The 21,183-nt window shown below is 41.9% G+C and carries 18 protein-coding genes; 3 read left to right on the forward strand and 15 right to left on the reverse strand.

Annotated elements, in window-relative coordinates; genetic code table 11:
* Positions 1–55 precede the first annotated feature (55 nt).
* Positions 56–220 carry a hypothetical protein gene (locus tag IEY40_RS02785; protein ID WP_188953090.1) on the forward strand — a complete coding sequence of 55 codons (165 nt, stop codon included), beginning with the start codon at positions 56–58 and terminating at the stop codon, positions 218–220.
* A gap of 92 nt (positions 221–312) precedes the next feature.
* Here IEY40_RS02785 and IEY40_RS02790 read toward each other — a convergent pair whose 3' ends face one another.
* Positions 313–2,070, reverse strand: coding sequence for an acyl-CoA dehydrogenase C-terminal domain-containing protein (locus IEY40_RS02790; protein WP_188953092.1), 1,758 nt, complete (start codon positions 2,068–2,070; stop codon positions 313–315).
* 223 nt (positions 2,071–2,293) lie between these two features.
* Here IEY40_RS02790 and IEY40_RS02795 point away from each other — a divergent pair, with 223 nt between their 5' ends.
* Positions 2,294–3,226 carry a hypothetical protein gene (locus IEY40_RS02795; protein WP_188953094.1) on the forward strand — a complete coding sequence of 311 codons (933 nt, stop codon included), beginning with the start codon at positions 2,294–2,296 and terminating at the stop codon, positions 3,224–3,226.
* Positions 3,227–3,309: 83 nt separating this feature from the next.
* On the opposite strand, the gene IEY40_RS02800 is transcribed toward IEY40_RS02795, so the two are convergent.
* The 9 genes from IEY40_RS02800 to aroA form a co-directional block, all read right to left on the reverse strand.
* Positions 3,310–3,861: a DUF2058 domain-containing protein gene (locus IEY40_RS02800; RefSeq protein ID WP_188953096.1), complete on the reverse strand. Its 552-nt coding sequence runs from the start codon at positions 3,859–3,861 to the stop codon at positions 3,310–3,312.
* A gap of 27 nt (positions 3,862–3,888) precedes the next feature.
* A complete protein-coding gene (locus IEY40_RS02805; protein ID WP_188953098.1) occupies positions 3,889–4,731 on the reverse strand; it encodes an SDR family oxidoreductase in 843 nt (280 codons plus the stop codon).
* Positions 4,732–4,772: 41 nt separating this feature from the next.
* Complete coding sequence (gene pyrF, locus IEY40_RS02810; protein WP_188953100.1) at positions 4,773–5,471, reverse strand: orotidine-5'-phosphate decarboxylase; 699 nt, start codon at positions 5,469–5,471, stop codon at positions 4,773–4,775.
* Positions 5,472–5,519: 48 nt separating this feature from the next.
* Positions 5,520–6,680, reverse strand: a complete 1,161-nt coding sequence (lapB, locus tag IEY40_RS02815; RefSeq protein WP_188953102.1) for a lipopolysaccharide assembly protein LapB — start codon at positions 6,678–6,680, stop codon at positions 5,520–5,522.
* A 1-nt stretch (position 6,681) separates the two neighbouring features.
* Positions 6,682–6,978: a LapA family protein gene (locus IEY40_RS02820; protein WP_188953104.1), complete on the reverse strand. Its 297-nt coding sequence runs from the start codon at positions 6,976–6,978 to the stop codon at positions 6,682–6,684.
* A gap of 121 nt (positions 6,979–7,099) precedes the next feature.
* Positions 7,100–7,387, reverse strand: a complete 288-nt coding sequence (gene ihfB, locus IEY40_RS02825) for an integration host factor subunit beta (protein WP_188953106.1) — start codon at positions 7,385–7,387, stop codon at positions 7,100–7,102.
* A gap of 77 nt (positions 7,388–7,464) precedes the next feature.
* The gene (gene rpsA / locus IEY40_RS02830) at positions 7,465–9,132 is read right to left on the reverse strand and encodes a 30S ribosomal protein S1 (RefSeq protein ID WP_188953108.1); all 1,668 of its coding nucleotides are present in this window, start codon (positions 9,130–9,132) and stop codon (positions 7,465–7,467) included.
* Positions 9,133–9,248: 116 nt separating this feature from the next.
* The gene (gene cmk, locus IEY40_RS02835) at positions 9,249–9,938 is read right to left on the reverse strand and encodes a (d)CMP kinase (RefSeq protein ID WP_188953110.1); all 690 of its coding nucleotides are present in this window, start codon (positions 9,936–9,938) and stop codon (positions 9,249–9,251) included.
* A gap of 444 nt (positions 9,939–10,382) precedes the next feature.
* A complete protein-coding gene (aroA, locus tag IEY40_RS02840) occupies positions 10,383–11,663 on the reverse strand; it encodes a 3-phosphoshikimate 1-carboxyvinyltransferase (protein WP_188953112.1) in 1,281 nt (426 codons plus the stop codon).
* Positions 11,664–12,087: 424 nt separating this feature from the next.
* Here aroA and IEY40_RS02845 point away from each other — a divergent pair, with 424 nt between their 5' ends.
* Positions 12,088–13,281 (forward strand): amino acid aminotransferase, encoded by a 1,194-nt coding sequence (locus tag IEY40_RS02845; RefSeq protein ID WP_188953114.1) that lies wholly within the window; start codon positions 12,088–12,090, stop codon positions 13,279–13,281.
* Between the two features lie 84 nt (positions 13,282–13,365).
* Here IEY40_RS02845 and IEY40_RS02850 read toward each other — a convergent pair whose 3' ends face one another.
* From IEY40_RS02850 to gyrA, 5 genes are all read right to left on the reverse strand, one after another.
* Complete coding sequence (locus IEY40_RS02850; protein ID WP_188953116.1) at positions 13,366–15,150, reverse strand: FAD-dependent oxidoreductase; 1,785 nt, start codon at positions 15,148–15,150, stop codon at positions 13,366–13,368.
* Positions 15,150–15,365: a 4Fe-4S dicluster domain-containing protein gene (locus IEY40_RS02855; RefSeq protein WP_188953117.1), complete on the reverse strand. Its 216-nt coding sequence runs from the start codon at positions 15,363–15,365 to the stop codon at positions 15,150–15,152. Before IEY40_RS02855 ends, IEY40_RS02850 begins: the two co-directional genes overlap by 1 nt.
* Positions 15,366–15,374: 9 nt before the next feature.
* Positions 15,375–16,775: a ferredoxin reductase family protein gene (locus IEY40_RS02860; RefSeq protein ID WP_188953119.1), complete on the reverse strand. Its 1,401-nt coding sequence runs from the start codon at positions 16,773–16,775 to the stop codon at positions 15,375–15,377.
* A gap of 202 nt (positions 16,776–16,977) precedes the next feature.
* Complete coding sequence (gene serC / locus IEY40_RS02865) at positions 16,978–18,069, reverse strand: 3-phosphoserine/phosphohydroxythreonine transaminase (protein ID WP_188953121.1); 1,092 nt, start codon at positions 18,067–18,069, stop codon at positions 16,978–16,980.
* A 223-nt stretch (positions 18,070–18,292) separates the two neighbouring features.
* Positions 18,293–21,016, reverse strand: a complete 2,724-nt coding sequence (gene gyrA, locus IEY40_RS02870; RefSeq protein ID WP_188953123.1) for a DNA gyrase subunit A — start codon at positions 21,014–21,016, stop codon at positions 18,293–18,295.
* Between the last annotated feature and the right edge of the window lie 167 nt (positions 21,017–21,183).

Consider the following 21,183-nt stretch of genomic DNA (forward strand, 5'->3'; position numbering starts at 1 on the left):
AAAAAACGATAGAACACAATAACGACAAAAGTGAACACAATAAAAGGACCACACCATGAAATACTTATCACTTGCCTTTATCCTTGCCGCTACTCCATCTATTGCTATGGCACATGAGGGACATGGTGGTGTTGGACTGTTCCACCATTTAATGGATCTTGCACCCGCAATCGCTTTGGTTGCAATTGTGGCGTTTATATATTGGAAACGCAGCAAATAAATACCGCTATTAGCAACATTAAGAACGTCATAAATAAAAAAAGCCTTCCATTAGGAAGGCTTATTGTGTTGTCTATTATCAACAAACGTGGTTTAGAACATCTCTGCTGGCATGGCCATAATAGACTTATCACCTTGATTAACTTGTGATAAATGATATTGAGACTTAGTCAGTAGCTTATCCATGTAAAAATCAGCAACATACTGTTTTTGTGCTGCAAATGTCGTGTCTTCGTGGCTTGAGGATTTATCTGCCATTAACAACCAGAAGTAACCATAAAGTGCATAACCAAACGCGTCTAAGAAATCAACGGCACATGAGTTAACCAGTGCTGGTTGGGTTTTCTTATTGTCGTTGATGTAATTGGCTGTCACTAATAACTCAGCAAATACCTTACTCACGGTAGCTTTATGTTCAGCATTAGCCTGAGTTAACTCAACAAGGCTTGCATTCACTTCAGCAACAAATTCAGTCAATGTAGCCACATTGTCGTAAGTAATTTTGCGACCTAAAAAGTCAATGGCTTGAATACCATTGGTGCCTTCATAAATCTGTGCAATACGGGTATCACGCACAAACTGCTCTATACCGGTTTCACGTATATAACCATGACCACCAAACACTTGCTGGCCCATTATCGTACTATCTAAGCCACGATCGGTTAAGAACGCTTTCGAAACTGGTGTAAGTAAACCAACATAACGTGCGGCTTTGGCTTGTACTTCACCGCTGGCATACTTAGCTAAATCCAGTTGTTTGCCGGTATACACAGACAATGCACGGCCCGCTTCAGTCATGGCGCGTATAGTGAGTAGCATTCGACGCACATCACCATGGACAATAATAGGATCAGACACAGCGCCAGTTGCAGAACCTGCTGCTGCAACACCTTGTAAACGCTCTTTAGCATAATCGCTGGCCATTTGATAAGCAGCTTGACCGTTACCTAAGCCTTGTAAACCAATGGCTAAACGTTCGTAGTTCATCATAGTGAACATGCACACCAAACCACGATCTGGCTCACCAACTAAGAAACCTTTGGCATTATCATAATTCATGACACACGTTGCAGAGGCTTTAAGACCCATTTTGTGTTCAATTGAACCTACCGTAACACCGTTAGCTTCGCCTAAGCTACCATCAGCATTGACACTGATTTTTGGCACTAGGAATAACGAAATTCCTTTTGAGTTTGGTAATTTTGCCAAGACTAAGTGGATAACGTTTTCAGTTAAATCCTGGTCGCCGCCAGTAATGAAAATCTTGTTGCCGGTAATAGCATAGCTGCCGTCATCTAAAGGCTCTGCTTTAGTACGAATACCTTTTAAATCAGAACCCGCATGTGGTTCTGTCATGTCCATTGCGCCAGCCCATTGGCCAGAATATAAATTCGGTAAGTAAGTTTGCTTTAATTCATCGCTTGCGTGAGCATGAATACACAATGCAGCCCCTGCAGTAAGAGAATTATAAAGTGTGAAAGAGTTACATGTGCTGTAGCCCATTTCGTCAACCAATACACCTAACATTTTAGGCATACCCATACCGCCAAAGTCTGCTTCCCCGCATAAACCTACCCAACCGCCTTCGGCAAATTGGTTATAGGCTTCTTTAAAACCATCTGGCGTAATGATGTCATTGCCATTGTGAACAACGCCCTGCTCATCGCCATTGCGGTTTAAAGGTTGTAATAGATCACGGCTAATTTTGGCTGATTCATCTAAAATCGCCAATGCTGTATCCATGTCAACAGTCTCTGCCATTGCAGGAAGTTGTTCCCATGTTGCAGGCGCATCAAAAACCTGTTCTAACAAGAATTGCATGTCTTTTAATGGGGCTTGATATGGGTACATAAAGTTCTCTCAAACAAATAATTAAAACAGTTGTTTTAATTTATACTAAAGCGTAACAAAATGGAAAGGTTTTTTAACCAAAGTGTGACCTTTTAAGATTTCACTAAGTTTATCGACATAATGCCAGATCAATGGGTTACAATTGCTTACTTAGCAGTGTCATTCGCTTTAAGTGATGATGAACACGCAATGATGTCGATACGTTAAAAGTGAACTTGAAATAATGCCTTCTTCAGATAAGTCCGTCGCAACTAAACCCAATAATATTCAACCTTACCAAAATGTTACTATTATTGGTAATGGTCAAGGAGAGTGGCAACCTACTACAGAGGGTCACAACTTTGTGTTTAATGCTACCCAACATCAAGCACCAAATGTAATCAATATTTGCAACGGACCTTATGCTGAATCAAGCCATGCTTTTGTGGTTAACAACAGCCCTGATAATGATCAATTAGTGTCGTTACTCACTCAAGTCGCTGACACGCTAAACCAGCAACTTAATTGTTGGCCATCATCTGGTTTAGTGACCAGCTTTTTAATGACAATGGTGGCATCACAAGTATCTGTACAGCGTATGTCGTTAATGCCAAAATTAAGCCGTTCGTCATCTTTGCCTGCAGACGAACATTTACCTTGCATGGTTCATAATTGGCTTGGGGAACGTCGGCTAGCGTTAGGATTAACGTTAACGCATAACACCATCGTATGGCCGGAGTTATTAATCGATCAAGCGTCAATTCCTGCAGAACTTGATACACGAGTTGAACAGCCAGATATCAACCCATTTGAAGTATTATTAAGTGATTATGTACGTCGAAGTAAACTAGATAATCAGCCTGCATTTAGCTTGGCAACGGCGCAGTCTTTAGCATTACAAGTCACCACTGAGCGCCCTGTTCAAGTGGATTTACAATACGCCCTACTCGCTGCGTTGAGTAATTTACCCAGCGTGCATTGGTTATCGTATGCTACACAAGATGATTTAATTACAGCTGAAGCCTTGTTCTATAATGAATACCCGCAAACTCAAGCAAGTTATTGGTATTTAGTGGATTATCAGGCATCACAGTTTTTAGATAATATCCGCCATCATTTAGCGTATTGTCAGCAAGTCTTTGCGCTAACAGCAAAACCAACAACAGAAAACAAATAATAACAATTACTGATGAACGGGCATATAAATAAGATAACGAGCCATAAAAAAAGCCTCATTGAAGAGGCTTATACTGATAACCATTACCACATTAAATCATCAGGAATTGCGTAATCAGCATACGGATCGTTAGCATCACTGACTTGAGCAACAGCATCTTTGGCTGCTTTGTCCCACAAATATCCACACCATTGAGGCACGAGTAATTTGACCCGTTCTGCTAATTTGTGTGGCACTAGATAGCTTTTGTCTTCGTGGCGTACAATTCCTAGGGTTCCATTAAGCAATTCAGCTTGAATTTTATCCGTAATGTATAAGGAGTAAATTTTGTTTTCTAAGGTGTAGTTAAACTTAAGCTCAGCATCTTTTGGGATCTTGATGGCAAATTTAGAAAACTCAGTAATTAATCCGCGTACTTGACCTTTTTCAGACGCTTGTGCAAAGCGCTGTTCATTTAATGCTTTGTCTTTTTTCGCTTGTTCTAATTTTTGCTCGGCAATTTGTTGTTTAAGCTCTGAACTGCCATCATCGACTTTGGCTTTCTTATTACGACGTTGCTGGGTCTTTACATCTCGTACTTTTTGCTTGCTGGCAAGACCGGCTTTTAATAATTGATCTTGTAATGCATTTGCCATGATTTTCTACCTTTAAATAATGAAGTGTTACAGACCATGTTTCGCGGCAATATCGCCTAATTCAGTCATCGCAATACTGGCACCGCCTAATGACCAACCGCCATCAACTGGTAATACCACACCGGTAATGTACGATGCCATGTCGGATGCAAGAAATAATGCTGCGTTAGCAATGTCTTGGCCTTTGCCGTTACGCTTTAATGGCACACTGTCGGCAACACGTTGTTGTAATTTATCACTCGGCGCCAATCGGTTAAAGCCTTCTGTGTCGGAAATCGGACCTGGCACAATAGAATTAATACGAACGCCTTCTACGCCCCACTCAAGTGCTAATGTGCGAGTTAACATATCAACGCCCGCTTTAGCTGCACACACGTGCACCTGTAATGGCATGGCAATATACGCTTGTGGCGCCGAAATTTGAATAATACTCGCACCTGGGCGTGCCAATAATGGATAAGCTTGTTTAAGTACCTGAAAACTCCCAATCAAATCAATATCAATTACAGACTTAAAGCCATTGTTAGACAATTTAGCGGCGCTTGCCGGAAAATTACCTGCTGCACCACTGATTAATACATCGATTTGTCCAAATGCGTCAGCGATAGTGTTAAACCCAATGGTTAGCGCTTCGTTGTCACGCACATCAAAACTAACACCAACATGTTGTGCTTGAGGATTGGCTTGCTTAAGTTGTTCTACCGCAGCATTAACTTTATCGATGTTACGACTCGCAACAGCAACATTTGCTCCGGCTTTGGCAAAAGCAATAGCGACTTGCAGATTGATACCTGATGTACCACCCACTACAACCACATTCTTACCTGCGTAATCAAAACCCTTGTCAGTAAAACCTGTGTTATTTATCATCGTCATCCCTTATTGGTTTGTCTTGATTAAAATTACAACATTTATACTTGAAGCGATTGATGTATCGCTTTTAGCGCGGCTAATGGATCGGGGGCTTGTGTAATAGGACGGCCAATAACCAAATAATCCGAACCTGCTGCAATCGCTTGCGGTGGCGTCATGACCCGATGTTGATCGCCTGAATCACTGCCAGCTGGACGGATCCCAGGTGTGACTAGAGTAAAATCCTGACCGAACGATGATTTTAATAATTTAGCCTCTTGAGCTGAACACACTACACCATCAAGACCCGCTTGATGAGTCAGTTTAGCCAGACGCAGTACATGCTCAAATGCGGGCACATTAATGCCGAGCAAGGCTAAATCTTCATCCGACATAGACGTTAATACTGTAACAGCAATTAACAATGGTGCATCTTTACCAAACGGCACTAAGGCATTTTTCGCCGCTTGCATCATGGCTAATCCACCACTCGCATGCACGTTTGTCATCCACACACCTAAATCTGCTGCTGCGGCTACGGCTTTAGCTACAGTATTGGGAATATCGTGAAACTTTAAATCAAGGAATAAATCAAAATCACGGCTGTGAATGTCTTTGACTAATTGTGGGCCAAATAAGGTAAACATCTCTTTGCCGATTTTTAAACGACACATGGTTGGGTCGAGTTTATCAATGAAAGTCAGGGCATCGGCTTTATTGTCATAGTCGAGAGCAACTACAATGGGTTTATCAGTCATTTGGACTCCAGCGGCAATAGCATTTGTTAATTATTATAGTGAAGGGTTTTACTCACCGTCGAGGCCTTTAATGCGCTTTATACTGCCCCATTGCTTACAAGACGGGCAATGCCAATATAAACTGTGTGATGGAAATCCACAGGCAGTACAGCGGTAACTTGGACGGAATTTAATTTGTTGTTCTACAAGTTGCTCTAGCATCGATAAGCTTTGTTTCGCTTGGCCATCTTCAGCTTGTTTAATGTGTAACTTCATTAAATGCTGAAAGCCTTTCATCGTCGGATGGCGATATAAGTTATCGAGCATCATGGTCTCAGCACTTTGATGTTGATTAACACTGATTTTATGTTCAGCTAACGCCACGACTACACTGGCACCTGCACCATCGGCAATCGCTTTAGCTAATAGTTCGTGAAAACCATCAGGGTCTTGGGTATCTCGGTAAACTTGCTTTGCAATCGCCACCACATCGGCGAACAGATCAATATCAGCAGCTTTTAATTCAGATATTGCCTGCTTACATAAATCAAATTGGCCTGCATCGAGATAGATTTTGGCAAGCGTTAACCAGGCACGACCGCATTTATTGTCTTGTTTAATGGCTTGCTGCAGTTTTTTTATTTTATCGCCATCGTTGCTGGCTTCATCTGCAAGTTGGCAATAAAAATGGGCGGTAGTACATTTAAGGACTTGCTGACGTTTGCGCGGTAAACGCTTGGTGATATCAATGGCATTTTGCCATTCTTTGGTAACCTGATAAATCAATATAAGCTGGGTTTCAGCTTCTTCACTGTGATCATCTTGGCTAACCAGATTAAGAAATATTTCTTCTGCACGGTCGTAAAAACCCGCTGCCATGTAATCTTTGCCCAATTCCATCATCGCAATATCGCGCTGCTCATTAGTGAGGCTTGGACGGGCAATTAAATTTTGATGGATGCGGATGGAACGGTCAACTTCACCACGTTTACGAAACAAAGACCCTAAAGATAAATGGGTATCGATGGTTTCATCATCTACATCTAGCATGCTAATAAATAAGTCTACGGCTTTATCAGACTCATTAGACAGTAAGAAATTAAGCCCGGTAAAATAATCCCGACTTAATTTTTTACTTTGTTGGCTATCGCTATGGCGAATACTGCGTCGCCCCATATACCAACCGTATCCGGCGGCTATGGGCAACAACAGGAACAAGATTTCTAGCATACTAGACAGCTTGATCCTTTGGGGTTACGTCGATGTTTATTGCATCTACTGCAGTGAACTTTTTCAATGCTTTATTACTTTTACGTAACGCCAATTTGAGCTTAATGATGTGATAACTTGCAAATATCCAGCTCAGAATAAACCCGCTAAAAAACACGGTAGCAAGCACAACCGGTAAGCGATATTCACCTTCTGCGATAAAGTAACTCAACGTTACAACTTGTTCGTTTTTAGCTCCAAATAATAAAGCTAAAACAAATAGTAAACCAATTAGTACAATAACAATAAAAGATCTCACGCGATTCTCCATGTATACGCATCAATATAATGATTATCCAAGAAATTTACAGAGCTGACCAGCATTGACTGTGATTAGATACAAAAAAGCCTCCAAAAGGAGGCTTTTTTTAAAGCGTTAATCAAACATTAACAGCATCGACACGTTCGCGCAGTTCTTTGCCTGGCTTAAAGTGCGGTACATACTTGCCTTCCAAATCAACAGATGTGCCTGTTTTTGGGTTACGACCAGTACGAGGTGCACGATAGTGAAGAGAAAAACTACCAAAGCCACGGATTTCGATACGATCACCGCTTTCTAATGTTGTTGCCATTTGCTCCAACATCTCTTTGATTGCACTTTCCACTTCTTTCGCAGACAATTGCGACTGCCTAGTGGCGAGTTTTTCGATCAGTTCAGATTTTGTCATCTTAGCTATCCCATATTATCAAGCCAAACACAGTCGCCTAATGGGGACGAAGTCCCCATACAACAGACGATTTTCGATTACTTACGAGCCGCTTTGAAAGCTTCAGCCATCGCGCTGCTCATTACAACGTCATCTTGCTTGTTCAGAGTAGCAATCGCTTCTTTCTGTTCAGCTTCATCTTTCGCTTTGATAGATAAGCTGATAGAACGGTTCTTACGATCTACACCCATGAACTTAGCTTCGATTGCGTCACCTACTGAGTATACAGTAGATGCATCTTCGATGCGCTCTGCAGAGATGTCAGCTACACGGATGTAACCTTCAACAGTTTCTGCTAATTCAACTGTAACACCTTTAGCGTCAACAGCAGAAACAGTACCGTTAACTACGGTGCCTTTCTTCTTGTCAGCTAAGTATGCGTTGAATGGATCATCTTCAGTTTGCTTAACACCTAAGCTGATGCGCTCACGCTCTGGGTCTACAGATAGAACCACTGCGTGGATTTCGTCGCCTTTCTTGTATTCAGAAACTGCGTCTTCGCCAGTACCGTTCCAAGAAATGTCAGATAAGTGAACAAGACCATCGATTCCACCGTCAAGACCGATAAAGATACCGAAGTCAGTGATTGACTTGATCTTACCAGATACTTTGTCGCCTTTGTTAAACTTAGTAGCGAAGTCATCCCATGGGTTAACTTTACACTGTTTAAGGCCTAGAGAAATACGACGACGCTCTTCATCGATGTCTAGTACTAACACTTCAACTTCATCACCTAAGTTAACAACTTTAGATGGGTGAATGTTTTTGTTAGTCCAATCCATTTCAGAAACGTGTACTAAACCTTCAACGCCTTCTTCGATTTCTACGAAGCAGCCGTAGTCAGTAAGGTTAGTTACGCGACCAGTAAGCTTAGTGCTTTCTGGGTAACGCTTGCTGATTTCTAACCATGGATCTTCGCCAAGTTGCTTAAGACCTAGTGATACGCGAGTACGCTCACGGTCATACTTAAGAACTTTAACGTTGATTTCGTCACCAACATTAACGATTTCAGATGGGTGCTTAACACGTTTCCACGCCATATCAGTGATATGTAATAGACCGTCAACGCCACCTAAATCTACGAATGCACCGTAATCAGTAAGGTTCTTAACGATACCCTTAACTGCTTGGCCTTCTTGTAGATTTTCAAGAAGTGCATCACGCTCAGCACTGCTTTCAGATTCGATAACTGCACGACGAGAAACAACAACGTTGTTGCGCTTCTGGTCAAGCTTGATAACTTTGAATTCTAATTCTTTGTACTCTAAGTGAGCAGTGTCGCGAACTGGGCGCACGTCAACTAGAGAACCTGGTAAGAAGGCACGGATACCGTTTAATTCAACAGTGAAACCACCTTTAACTTTACCATTGATGATACCGATTACAGTTTCAGCATCTTCGTACGCTTTTTCTAGAACGATCCAAGCTTCATGACGCTTAGCTTTTTCGCGAGACAATTGAGTCTCACCGAAGCCATCTTCAACAGAGTCAAGGGCTACGTCAACTTCATCACCAACTTGAATTTCTAAAACGCCTTGTGCGTTTTTGAATTCGTCAGCGTTGATTGGGCTTTCTGACTTAAGACCAGCGTCTACAAGTACCATACCGTTTTCGATGGCAACAACTGTACCACGAACGATAGAACCTGGACGGAACTCAAGAGTTTGAAGGGATTGTTCAAATAGATCAGCAAAAGATTCAGTCATGTTTTAGGTTACTTTCATTAAATAAACCACCATCCATCCTAGATGTGGAGTCTAGTAATATTATTCGTATCATCCTTAACACGAATACCTACTGTGCGCGTTAATCGGGAATTCGACTAGGCTACAGTAATTTTTTGTTCAACATATTCAAGCACTTGCTTCAACACATCGTTAATGCCTATGCCGCTTGTATCAATAACAAGTGCATCTTTAGCGGGAACTAGCGGCGAGGCGGCGCGATTGATATCACGGTCATCTCGTTCAATAATTTCAGCTAAAAGGCGGTCGATTTTAACATCGAAGCCCTTGTCCTGCAACTGATTATAGCGTCTTTGCGCCCGTTCTTCAGCGGACGCAGTTAAAAATATTTTTACCGGTGCTTTGGAAAAAACTACCGTGCCCATATCACGACCATCGGCCACTAAACCAGGGGCGGCACTAAAAGCACGTTGACGGCGTAATAATGCTTCACGAACGCGTGGTAATGCGGCCACTTTTGATGCTGCATTGGAGCATTCTTGGGTGCGGATAGTCGTCGTGACGTCTTCACCTTCTAAAATCACTTTAATGGCATCTTGTTCTGTGCCAGTAAGAAACTGTACATCAAGGTGGGCTGCCAACAGTGTTAATGCCTCTTCATTTTCTAATTCAACATCATGATGTAAAGCCGCTAACGCTAAGACACGATAAATTGCACCACTGTCTAATAAATGCCAGCCTAAATGCTGTGCCAATAATTGGCATATCGTCCCTTTCCCAGCACCGCTAGGGCCATCAACTGTGATCACTGGAGACCGTTCAGACATAATTTCCTCCGAAAATAATCTATCTTCCCTGATAATAAAGGGGTTCGCCAAATTGAGCGCGCGCATTGTATAACAAATAAATGTTAATTACTGATGAATTTTCGATAATTAGAACTAGGGCGTGTTTATCTTTGTTTATTTTTTATGTTGAGAGCTAAAATGGATTTAGGCAAGGCGGATAATTGTGGGCATAGTTGCCCTACGTCGAGATTATCCAACGCGGCATAAAGCCATTTTAGCCTCAACCCTACGGGCAGTGGCTATTTTCCGGTCATACTGCCCACAAATTCACTTATTTAGCAGGCTAAACGGCGTTCATTTGCGATTATCTGACCGAAAAATAGCCGACTGCATAATTTATCAACAAAAATAAACACGCCCTAAGATCGCCCTTTTGTATTGTAAAAAAACACGAAAGGGCGACAGTTAATCTGAGGTATTAGGCTATTTTGCTAATCGAGAAAATTGGGCAAAATAGTCTGGGAACGTCTTTGACGTACAGTCTGGATCGTTAATGGTAATGCCACAATCAGCAAAGGCCATCATTGAAAAACACATCGCCATACGGTGATCATTATAGGTATCAATATCAGCGGTGTTGAGTTTAGCCGGCGGTGTAATGGTTATGTAGTCGTGACCTTCTTCCACAATAGCGCCTACTTTACGTAGCTCTGTTGCCATTGCCGCTAAACGGTCAGTTTCTTTAATTCGCCAATTATAAATATTAGTCAGTTTAGTGGTGCCTTTGGCAAATAATGCCGCAGTAGCAATAGTCATAGCGGCATCAGGAATATGGTTCATGTCCATTTCGATAGCACTTAGTACCGATTTTCTGGCGATAATGTAATCATCGCCCCACTCAATCTCTGCACCCATTTTAGCGAGTGCGTCAGCAAACTTTACATCACCTTGAATGCTTAAACGTCCAACGCCAGTGACTTTAACTTCGCCGCCTTGAATGGCACCCGCAGCTAAAAAGTAAGATGCAGACGACGCATCGCCTTCTACTAATACTTTACCTGGTGACACATACTGTTGACCGGCTTTAATTTCAAAACGTTGATATTGATGATTAATGACTTCAACACCAAACTGTTTCATTAGCGCAATAGTGATGTCGATATAAGGTTTTGAAACTAATTCGCCTTTGATTTTTATGTTAACGCTGTCTTTAGTCAGCGGTGCAACCATTAATAAAGCCGTTAAAAACTGACTTGATAGATCACCAGCAATTTCAACATCACCGCCATTAAGACCGGTAGCATTAATCGTTAATGGAGGAAAACCGTCATTTTTAAGATAAGTTACATCAGCACCTAATTGACGCAATGCATCAACTAAATCGCCGATTGGACGCTCTTCCATGCGAGGCTCACCGGTAAGGGTAAACTCGCCCTGACCCAGTGTTAATGCTGCACATAATGGGCGCATAGCGGTGCCTGCGTTACCTAAAAATAAACGCTGTGCTGCGGTAGATGATAATGGTCCACAGTTACCTTCTACGACACAAACGGTTTTATCGGCACTTAAACTGTACTGAATACCTAATTGCTTGAGCGATGCCAACATATATCGGATGTCATCTGAGTCAAGCAAATTAGTTAGAGTCGTGCTGCCTTTGGCAAGTGTGGCTAATAATAATGCACGATTAGAAATGCTTTTAGAGCCAGGAATATTAATTTCGCCGTTTATGCAGGTAATTGTATCAAGACGCAGTTGCTTCATTCGCTTTCTTCTTTTGCTACGGATTAACTTCAAGTTAATCTTGGTGGTAAACATCACTCAGTTATTGCCAGACAGCGTAAATCAAGTGGCACAAATTCATTTCAATAGGTAGATGCCATCGACGTTATACGATAGCGATTTTAAACTTACAAAGTACGGCTTATGCCAGTAATATCAAGTATAAATTCGATTATTTATGTCGACGACACTCACTATTTACGTTATATAAATACAAAACAATGTAATGGACCACCATTACAGCAGATAATCTCCCGATATGACAGTATTATTTGTCTGTTCATTTAACTTTCCAAATGAAAAAATCTCAAGGAGCAATTAATCATCTTAACCGACAATAATCACTTTAACTCTGTGTTTAAAGCACGTTATGCTTAGTATAAATAGCAAATACAAGGTTCTGTTAATGTTCGATACCCTAAAAGCCCTACCTGCTGATCCAATTTTGGGTCTTTTGACACAATACCGCGAAGACAATCACGCAAATAAAGTTGATTTAGGCGTTGGGGTTTATAAAGATCCTGTGGGTCATACACCTATTTTAGATTGTGTAAAAGCCGCTGAAAAAATTCGTTTAGACACCGAAACGACTAAGGTATACATAGGCCCAACCGGTTCTGCGCCATTCAACCAATTAATGGGTGAATTAGCTTTTGGTGCCAGCCACAGTGCGCTTATAGCCAACCGAATACGTACAGTATCAACCCCAGGTGGAACTGGTGCTTTGCGCGTTGCTGCTGACTTTATTAAACGCTGTAATCCTAATGCCGTTTTATGGGTAAGCGACCCTACCTGGGCTAACCACACAGGCTTATTTGAAGCTGCTGGTATAACGGTAAAAACCTACCCATATTATGATTATGACACCAAGAGCCTCAAGTTTGATCAAATGCTAGCAACCTTAAATGCAATTGGTAAAGATGATGTGGTGTTATTACACGCTTGTTGTCACAACCCTAGCGGCATGGATTTAACCACAGAGCAGTGGGATGAAGTGGTTAAGGTTACGGCTAAACAAGGATTTACACCACTGATAGACATGGCATATCAAGGCTTTGGTGATGGTGTTGATGAGGATGCTTACGGCGTTCGCCAAATGGCTGCTGCGGTAGACAGCATGATTTTATGCAGCTCATGTTCTAAAAACTTTGGCTTATACCGTGAACGTATTGGCGCTTGTTCAATTGTCGCTAAAGACAGTGCTACTGCGGATATCGCTCAATCGGTTTTACTCTATGTGATTCGTTGTATTTACTCTATGCCACCTGCACATGGCGCAGCCATTGTTGAAACCATTTTAGGCACCCCTGCCCTTAAACAGCAATGGTTAATCGAGCTCAAAGAAATGCGCGACCGGATTAACGGTAACCGTGAAATGCTCGTTAATCAGCTTATTGCTAACGGTGTAGATCGCGATTTTAGTTTCATTGCCCGTCAAAAAGGTATGTTCTCATTTTTAGGGGTTAACCCTGAACAAGTTGCGACACTTAAACAGCAATACAGTGTTTATATGGTCGGTTCAAGCCGCATTAGCATCGCCGGCATTAGCGAAGCAAACGTGGATTATCTTGCTAAATCAATTGCAGCGGTTATTAAATAACTACGCATAGCTTTTTGTTCCTACACGAAGGCCGACTCACTTGAGTCGGCCTTCTGTTATTACATTGTATATTGTCTCATTTGGTTAACTAAAATTTGGCCAACTATCAAAAGGCTGTTTTTCTAACACCATGTTGCCTTTTTCATCTTTAGAGATGTTTATCCACGCTTGCCAGTTTTCATAATCAATGTCTGGACAATCTAAACGATAATGACTACAACGACTTTCTGTACGCATAATGGATGCTTTGAGTTTCATCTCTGCGGTGATGATCATATTTTCAGTTTCGTGAGCTAAGCGCAGCGCATGTAAATCATCCGCCATTAACATAGGTACATGATGTTCGTTGAGCTCCTCTACATACGCTAACGCTGCTTGCATCATGCGGTCTTTTTTAATGTAAAGTACAAAATTAGGGATCATCACACCTTGTAACACCTGAGTCACCCATGCAGGACTATATCCACGTTTACGCTTTAATGGTGCCAAAATTTGCTGGTTAACTAAAGCCAGATATTGTTCAGATACGTCCATCTTACTCGCCATACCTAAACTCTCATTTGCCGCAGCAGCCCCTGCTATCGCACCTTGTACTGCAGAGCCAGCCAATGACGATCCTATTTGGGTATAAATGCCACCGGACATATAAGAACCTAGGGCATCACCTGCAGCATATAAACCTGGAATAGTCGATAAACCTTGGGCATTGATTGGCACAAGACCTTCAGATTTATGGATTGCCATCCCGGCACTCGAGCCGCCTACTTGTTCACCGCCCATACCCGGTGGACCAGAATGGCCTTTACTTGACACTAAACTACGTAGAAAACCTTCTTCTGGTGGTTTAGGTGGTGGACCTGATTGTTTAAATGCTTCTGGCACAAATGGCCCAGTAGGAAACGCTTCTAGCTTACTTACAACTTGTTGCTTAGGTATCTCTCCTGGGCGTTGAGGCCTTGGTGGCATCATCATAACGGGCGCGCCCTGAGTGTACGCTTGATAATTCATATCTACACCCAAGTGATGATTTATTTGCGCAGACGTAATTGACGGCTTCTCTTCAATTTGACCATGCCAATTATCGTAACTTGACCCAGAGTTTTTAGCCGAACCAGGATGACCATCATTCCATTCTTTACCGGTGACTTTTGCACCAATTTTATAAGCCATGATGGTGCCGTCATGGGTTAAGTCGCATACCGGAAATCCATTGGGTTTAAACCCTCCTGCGCCGGTGCATAACACCACGGTTTTTGCATGATAATGCACAATTTTTTGCGCATCTAAACTAAACCCTGATGCGCCAACAACACGGCCATCTTGTTTGAGTAGATGAGTGATCATTATGCGCTCTTCAATAGCGATGTTACGTTCAGTTAGTGGTTTCATAAAACTGTGGTGATAAAGTGGTGAATCAAAGAAGCCCCAAGCCTTTAATTCCTGTACTCGAGCATGAGAATGCTCTGCTAATTGACGAGTAAATACAGGATTGTTCGTTTGTATGGCTGACTCAGTTACTTTGGCAACGAACTCGTCAATACTGATCTTGGCATTGGTTTTGTCGTAACTAAAAATACCTTTTGCAAAAGGAGTTAACCCTGAGCTGCCCACACGACCTTTAGAAACCATAAGCACATTAGACCCAGCATCGTGAGCTTTAACTGCCGCAAACACACCGGCCATACCGCCACCAATGACCAATACATCAAGATGACGGTTTTCAATATTAAAATCATTACTGTCAATTTTAGGTTTGTTTTCTTGAGCGGGTGCATCAAACGAAATATTGGCTAATGCTGCGGCACCAGCAATTCCACCTGCAATACCAATAAACTGACGACGCGATAAGTTAGCTTTAGGATCCATCATTACCTCCAAGAAACCATAACAGGAATACTTTTATCAGGCGTTATTGTGATAGCCCCTACAGGGCAATACAGCCTACATAAATGACAGATTTGACAATCTTCCGGATAACGTATTTCTGCTTTATTTGTCAATTTATTCATATGGATAACATCAGTTGGGCAACTTTTAACGCAAGCCTCACAACCAATGCATCCTGAAATTTGTTTAATTGGCATGCTGCGCTCCTAAAAAGCAAGTTGTTCAAAATTGATTTGCGGCTGAGTAATGCCTAACTTGTGTAAATGTACTGTCGTTGCAGAAATCATCCCTTTTGGCCCACATAGATAAAACGTCCATTGTGATTCTTTTCCTGGTGTCATCGTGGCATTGATGAGCGTTTGATTTATCAATCCAGGGACAAGATAACCCGGTAAGGTTTCATCATGTACATTTAGCTGTTCACATATGAGCTGCACTTTAAAATCGGTCATTGTTTTTTCAAGCTCAATTAACTCATCGACATACACCATGCGTGCAGGGTTATGGTTAGCATAAAGAAGCCGAATAACTCGTGGGTCATGTTGCATTGCGAGTTGGCGCAACAGGCTTAGTATCGGCGCAATCCCAGCTCCGCCAGCTATTAAGGTAATGCCGCTGGCAAGTTGACTTTGATCTAACGTCATACTCCCGTATGGACCATCAACGTACACGGTTTGACCTGCAGTTAATTGATCAAGTGATGAGGTATAATCTCCAAGCTCTCTGATAATAAAGCCTAATTGACCTTGCTCTTTACCAGCCACAATTGAAAATGGGTGTTGCTCAAAGCTATATGGGTTACCCGTCGTATTGATCCACACAAATTGCCCAGGTTGATATGCCAAACGATTTGAGGTGATCGGCGCTATATTAACTTGCCAATCACACTCATTGATTTTTTCAACATAAGAGATGGCATAAGGGCGCTGCTTAATTAAATATGGTTTAATCAGATAGTTGTAAACAATTAACAACATAGAGACGGTATATAATAGCCACCAAATTACATTAAATTGTTGATAATACTGGCCATGACTTCCCACTGTGGTGATATGCAATGTCGCAAGTGTGGCGATAATACTAAACCCAATCACATGCAAAGCTCGCCAGGTTTCATATTGGATATTGAGCTTATCTTTAAAAACCGACATCAATACCCATACAACCATTGTTAACCAAGCCAGAAGTCCTGTTAGTAAATGGGGTGACGTGATTGAATTCACTAGGCTGACACTGAAGTCGTCAAACGACATCAGTGCTTTGGGCAGCAAGATGAGTATTGGGTGTAAGAAAAAGAATATGCCTAAATATTGTCCAAGCTGTTTGTGCTTGGTGATACCCCAGTCAATATTGGCAAACAAAGGTAATTGCTTGATCCGGCCCGCTAGCGGGAACTGCATAAAAAACACACTCATTGCAAGTAAGTTAAGTGCGCTCAATATACTGGTATAAAGACCTTCAATTTCCATACCTAACAGTTGTGCGATAACAACCGGCACGAGCACGACAGCGAGATAAGCCACTGCCAACTTGGTTCTTTTAGGTAATGATAATGGGTTAATACCGGCCTTAAAGGTAGGCGTTTTTGTTGCTGTTGGGGTGGTCATTATTTGTCTCCATGAGTATCAAAACACCATATAGAGACTATAAAACTTATGCGGTTAAAAAGGGGTTAACGAACACGTATTTAAGCGTAAAACTATGCAAAGTTAAGTGATAAAAAATCCATATTTCGCAACAAAAAAAGATCCACAAGGGATCTTTTTTGATTTAACGCCTCAATAGAGGCGTTAATAATGCTTACAACAATTAAGCGTGTTGAGTGGCAAACTGGTTCATAAAGTTAACCAGTTTTTGTACGCCAGCTAATGGCATTGCATTGTAAATGCTAGCACGCATGCCGCCGACAATACGATGTCCCTTTAAGGCCACTAAACCTGCCTGCTCTGCTTGTTTTAAAAACTCACCATCAAGAGCGTCATTGACCAATTGGAACGTCACGTTCATGCGTGAGCGATTATGTGGGGCGACACCATTTTTATAAAACGGATTTGAATCTATACAATCATACAATAAAGCCGCTTTTTGCTGATTGACCTCAGCCATCGCACTCACACCACCATTAGCTGCTAACCATGCAAAGACTTCTGAAGCTAAATACCATGCAAACGTTGGTGGTGTATTAAACATTGAGCCATGTTCAACAGCAACGCGATAATCCATGATTGACGATTGTGGTAATGCAGGTAACTTAAGCATGTCGTCACGTACAATCACAATTGATAAGCCTGATGGACCAATATTTTTTTGTGCACCAGCATAAATAAGGCCATATTTACTGACATCGATGTCGTGCGACATAATCGTTGATGACAGATCGGCAACAACTGGCCATGGGCTATCTAGTTCTTCAAAAATTTCAATCCCATCAACCGTTTCATTCGAGCAGTAATGCACGTAGCGGTAATCTTTGTCGATAGCATTGAGATCCGGTAAGTTAACTTGGTTTAATCCGTCAACTTTTTCAACAATATTGATACTATCAATTTGGCTTTCACCCACTAATTTGTGTGCTTCGGTAACTGCAGCTGATGACCACTGGCCACTAACTAAATACAGTGCTCGACCGTTATCACCTAAAAAGTTGTTCACCACATTTGAAAACTGAGCGCGGCCGCCACCGTGCATAAAAAGCACATGGTAGTTTTTAGGAATGTTCATTAACTGGCGCAAGGTCACTTCCGCTTGCTCAGTTAGCGCTATAAATTCTTTACTACGGTGACTGATTTCCATTACGGAAACGCCAAGGCCATTCCAATCAATTAATTCCTGTTGTGCTTTTTGCATCACAGCTTGAGGTAACATCGCAGGACCCGCACAGAAATTATAAATCGCGCTCACAGACAACTCCTTGACTCAGTTTATATTCATATCAATCAGATTAACTCTCTGAACTGCTCAGATAATTCATATGATTGATATCATCATGTTTAGCCGTTAATACTAAGGACTTTATTTGCTGTTGAATAGGCCTTTATTTGCCTATTTTGATGAATAATTTTCCGCAAAATAAAACGAGCGCCATTAGGCGCCCGTTATTAATGTGATTTAGCTAACTGACAGGTTATTCCTGCTCGTCAGACTCTGCATCATCTTCTACTTCAGAACTTGCAGACTCAACCGTTTCACCTTCGGCAACTTCGCCGTCGATGATATCAGCAGGCACGATTACATTGCCTTCTTCATCTAGCAACTCTTCAGTTTGAATTTCTTCAATACGTTGCAAGCCAACGACTTTCTCGTCATCTGCAGTACGGATGATGGTCACACCTTGAGTATTACGACCAATAATTGATACGCCTTCAGCAGGCGTACGAACAAGTGTACCTTTATCACTAATAAGCATGATTTCGTCGAAATCACCGACTTGAACGGCACCAACAACCGAACCATTACGTTCGCTCACTTTAATCGATACAACACCTTTAGTGCCACGGCTCTTAGCAGGATATTCACTTAGTTCAGTACGCTTGCCATAACCGTTTTCAGTTACCGTTAAGATTGCGCCATCACCTTTAGGAACAATCAACGAAACCACTTTCTGGCCGTCTTCAAGCTTAATACCACGAACACCTGTTGCTGTACGGCCCATTGGACGCAATGCAATAACTTCTTCGCCAGTTTCAGCATCAATCTTCACTTCACCGGTTTCAGAGTCACGTGCTTTCTCGTTAAAGCGAACCACTTTACCTTCGTTAGAGAACAACATGATGTCGTCACTGCCTTCAGTGATATCAACACCTATCAGCTGATCGCCCTCTTTCAAATTAACGGCAATAATGCCGTTAGCACGTGGGTTGCTATAAGCTGTTAATGCTGTTTTCTTCACGGTACCGTGTGCAGTCGCCATGATGATAAATTTATCATCAGCGTATTCACGCACTGGCAAGATTGCAGTAATGCGTTCACCGTCAGACAGTGGTAATAAGTTAACAATTGGGCGACCACGAGCGGTACGGCTTGCAAGCGGTAATTGATACACTTTTAACCAATACATTTTACCAAAGTCAGAGAAGCACAAAATGGTATCATGAGTGTTAGCAACTAGTAGTTTTTCAACGAAATCTTCATCTTTTACTTTTGTCGCAGCTTTGCCTTTACCACCACGGCGCTGTGCTTGGTAATCAGACAATACTTGGTACTTGGCATAACCTAAGTGCGACAATGTCACCACAACGTCTTCTTCATTGATTAAGTCCTCAAGACTCATATCAATTTCATTAGCGTTGATAATAGTGCGACGTTCGTCACCGTATTGTTCAAGAATTTCTTCTAATTCTTCTTTAATGACTTCCATTAAACGTTCTGGACTGCGAAGAATTAATAATAATGCAGCGATAACAACTAATAACTCTTCGTATTCAGCTAAAATCTTGTCATGCTCTAAACCGGTTAAACGGTGTAAACGTAACTCAAGAATCGCTTGCGCTTGTTGTTCTGTAAGGTAGTACTTGCCGTCACGGATACCATATTCTGGCTCCAACCACTCTGGACGTGCAGCATCATCGCCTGCTTTTTCAAGCATGCCTTTTACATGGCCTAACTCCCAACCTTCAGCGACTAACTTAAGTTTAGCTTCAGCAGGTGTTGGTGATGCTTTAATTAACGCAATAATTGGGTCTATGTTAGCAAGAGCTATAGCAAGAGCTTCAAGGATATGGGCACGTTCACGCGCTTTGCGCAATTCAAACACGGTACGGCGCGTTACCACTTCACGACGGTGAAGAATAAAGCACTCTAGCATTTCTTTAAGGTTAAACAATTTAGGCTGACCATTCGTCAATGCCACCATGTTAATACCAAAAGAACACTGCATTTGTGTTTGAGCATATAAGTTGTTTAACACAACCTCGCCCACTTCACCGCGTTTGATTTCAATAACAATACGCATACCGTCTTTATCGGACTCGTCGCGTAGGCCACTGATGCCTTCAATTTTTTTGTCTTTAACTAGCTCGGCAATTTTTTCAATCAACCTGGCTTTGTTAACTTGATAAGGAATTTCATGAACAATAATGCGCTCACGGCCATTCTCTTCAGTTTCAACTTCGGCTTTTGAACGCATAACAGCACGTCCACGACCCGTGTTGTATGCATCAATAATACCTTTACGGCCATTGATAGATGCTGCTGTTGGGAAATCTGGGCCTGGAATGTATTCCATTAACTGTTCAATCGACAAGCTTGGCTCTTCGATTAATGCTAAACAGCCTTTAACCACTTCAGTTAAGTTATGTGGTGGAATATTAGTGGCCATACCAACCGCAATACCTGACGACCCATTAATTAACAGGTTAGGTACACGTGTAGGTAATACAGCTGGAATAAATTCAGTACCATCGTAGTTAGGTACGAAATCAACGGTTTCTTTTTCAAGGTCGGCAAGCAACGAGTGCGCCAACTTCTTCATGCGGATTTCGGTATAACGCATTGCCGCTGCAGAGTCACCGTCGACCGAACCAAAGTTTCCTTGTCCGTCAACTAGTGTGTAGCGAAGCGAGAAAGGCTGTGCCATACGTACAATTGTATCGTATACAGCGGTATCACCATGCGGGTGATACTTACCAATTACGTCACCAACGACACGAGCGGATTTTTTATATGGTTTGTTCCAATCGTTTTTTAATTCGCTCATTGCGAACAATACGCGACGGTGAACAGGTTTTAAACCGTCACGGACGTCAGGTAATGCACGACCTACAATTACACTCATGGCGTAATCAAGGTAAGAATTCTTAAGTTCGTCTTCGATATTAATTGGCGAAATAGATGATGCCAGATCAGTCATAAACTGCGCGTTCCCCTAAAGTTAGCTGACAATAAATCTTCCATATTATTATCTAGCTTAAAAACGTGATTTGGCATTCTAACACAGATATTTAATGTCGCCAGAGCAAACACCAGCCAAATGCCCTCTACTGTATAAAAATTATAAAAAAGCTAATATTTTCAGCC

The sequence above is a fragment of the Shewanella ulleungensis genome (assembly GCF_014648315.1).
Classification (GTDB): domain Bacteria; phylum Pseudomonadota; class Gammaproteobacteria; order Enterobacterales; family Shewanellaceae; genus Shewanella; species Shewanella ulleungensis.

Excerpts from the sequence above, each read along its gene's own strand:
- IEY40_RS02785 (WP_188953090.1), top strand. The coding sequence starts at position 56 with ATGAAATACTTATCACTTGCCTTTATCCTTGCCGCTACTCCATCTATT.
- IEY40_RS02790 (WP_188953092.1), bottom strand. The coding sequence starts at position 2,070 with ATGTACCCATATCAAGCCCCATTAAAAGACATGCAATTCTTGTTAGAA.
- IEY40_RS02795 (WP_188953094.1), top strand. The coding sequence starts at position 2,294 with ATGCCTTCTTCAGATAAGTCCGTCGCAACTAAACCCAATAATATTCAA.
- IEY40_RS02800 (WP_188953096.1), bottom strand. The coding sequence starts at position 3,861 with ATGGCAAATGCATTACAAGATCAATTATTAAAAGCCGGTCTTGCCAGC.
- IEY40_RS02805 (WP_188953098.1), bottom strand. The coding sequence starts at position 4,731 with ATGATAAATAACACAGGTTTTACTGACAAGGGTTTTGATTACGCAGGT.
- pyrF (WP_188953100.1), bottom strand. The coding sequence starts at position 5,471 with ATGACTGATAAACCCATTGTAGTTGCTCTCGACTATGACAATAAAGCC.
- lapB (WP_188953102.1), bottom strand. The coding sequence starts at position 6,680 with ATGCTAGAAATCTTGTTCCTGTTGTTGCCCATAGCCGCCGGATACGGT.
- ihfB (WP_188953106.1), bottom strand. The coding sequence starts at position 7,387 with ATGACAAAATCTGAACTGATCGAAAAACTCGCCACTAGGCAGTCGCAA.
- rpsA (WP_188953108.1), bottom strand. The coding sequence starts at position 9,132 with ATGACTGAATCTTTTGCTGATCTATTTGAACAATCCCTTCAAACTCTT.
- cmk (WP_188953110.1), bottom strand. The coding sequence starts at position 9,938 with ATGTCTGAACGGTCTCCAGTGATCACAGTTGATGGCCCTAGCGGTGCT.
- aroA (WP_188953112.1), bottom strand. The coding sequence starts at position 11,663 with ATGAAGCAACTGCGTCTTGATACAATTACCTGCATAAACGGCGAAATT.
- IEY40_RS02845 (WP_188953114.1), top strand. The coding sequence starts at position 12,088 with ATGTTCGATACCCTAAAAGCCCTACCTGCTGATCCAATTTTGGGTCTT.
- IEY40_RS02850 (WP_188953116.1), bottom strand. The coding sequence starts at position 15,150 with ATGATGGATCCTAAAGCTAACTTATCGCGTCGTCAGTTTATTGGTATT.
- IEY40_RS02855 (WP_188953117.1), bottom strand. The coding sequence starts at position 15,365 with ATGCCAATTAAACAAATTTCAGGATGCATTGGTTGTGAGGCTTGCGTT.
- IEY40_RS02860 (WP_188953119.1), bottom strand. The coding sequence starts at position 16,775 with ATGACCACCCCAACAGCAACAAAAACGCCTACCTTTAAGGCCGGTATT.
- gyrA (WP_188953123.1), bottom strand. The coding sequence starts at position 21,016 with ATGACTGATCTGGCATCATCTATTTCGCCAATTAATATCGAAGACGAA.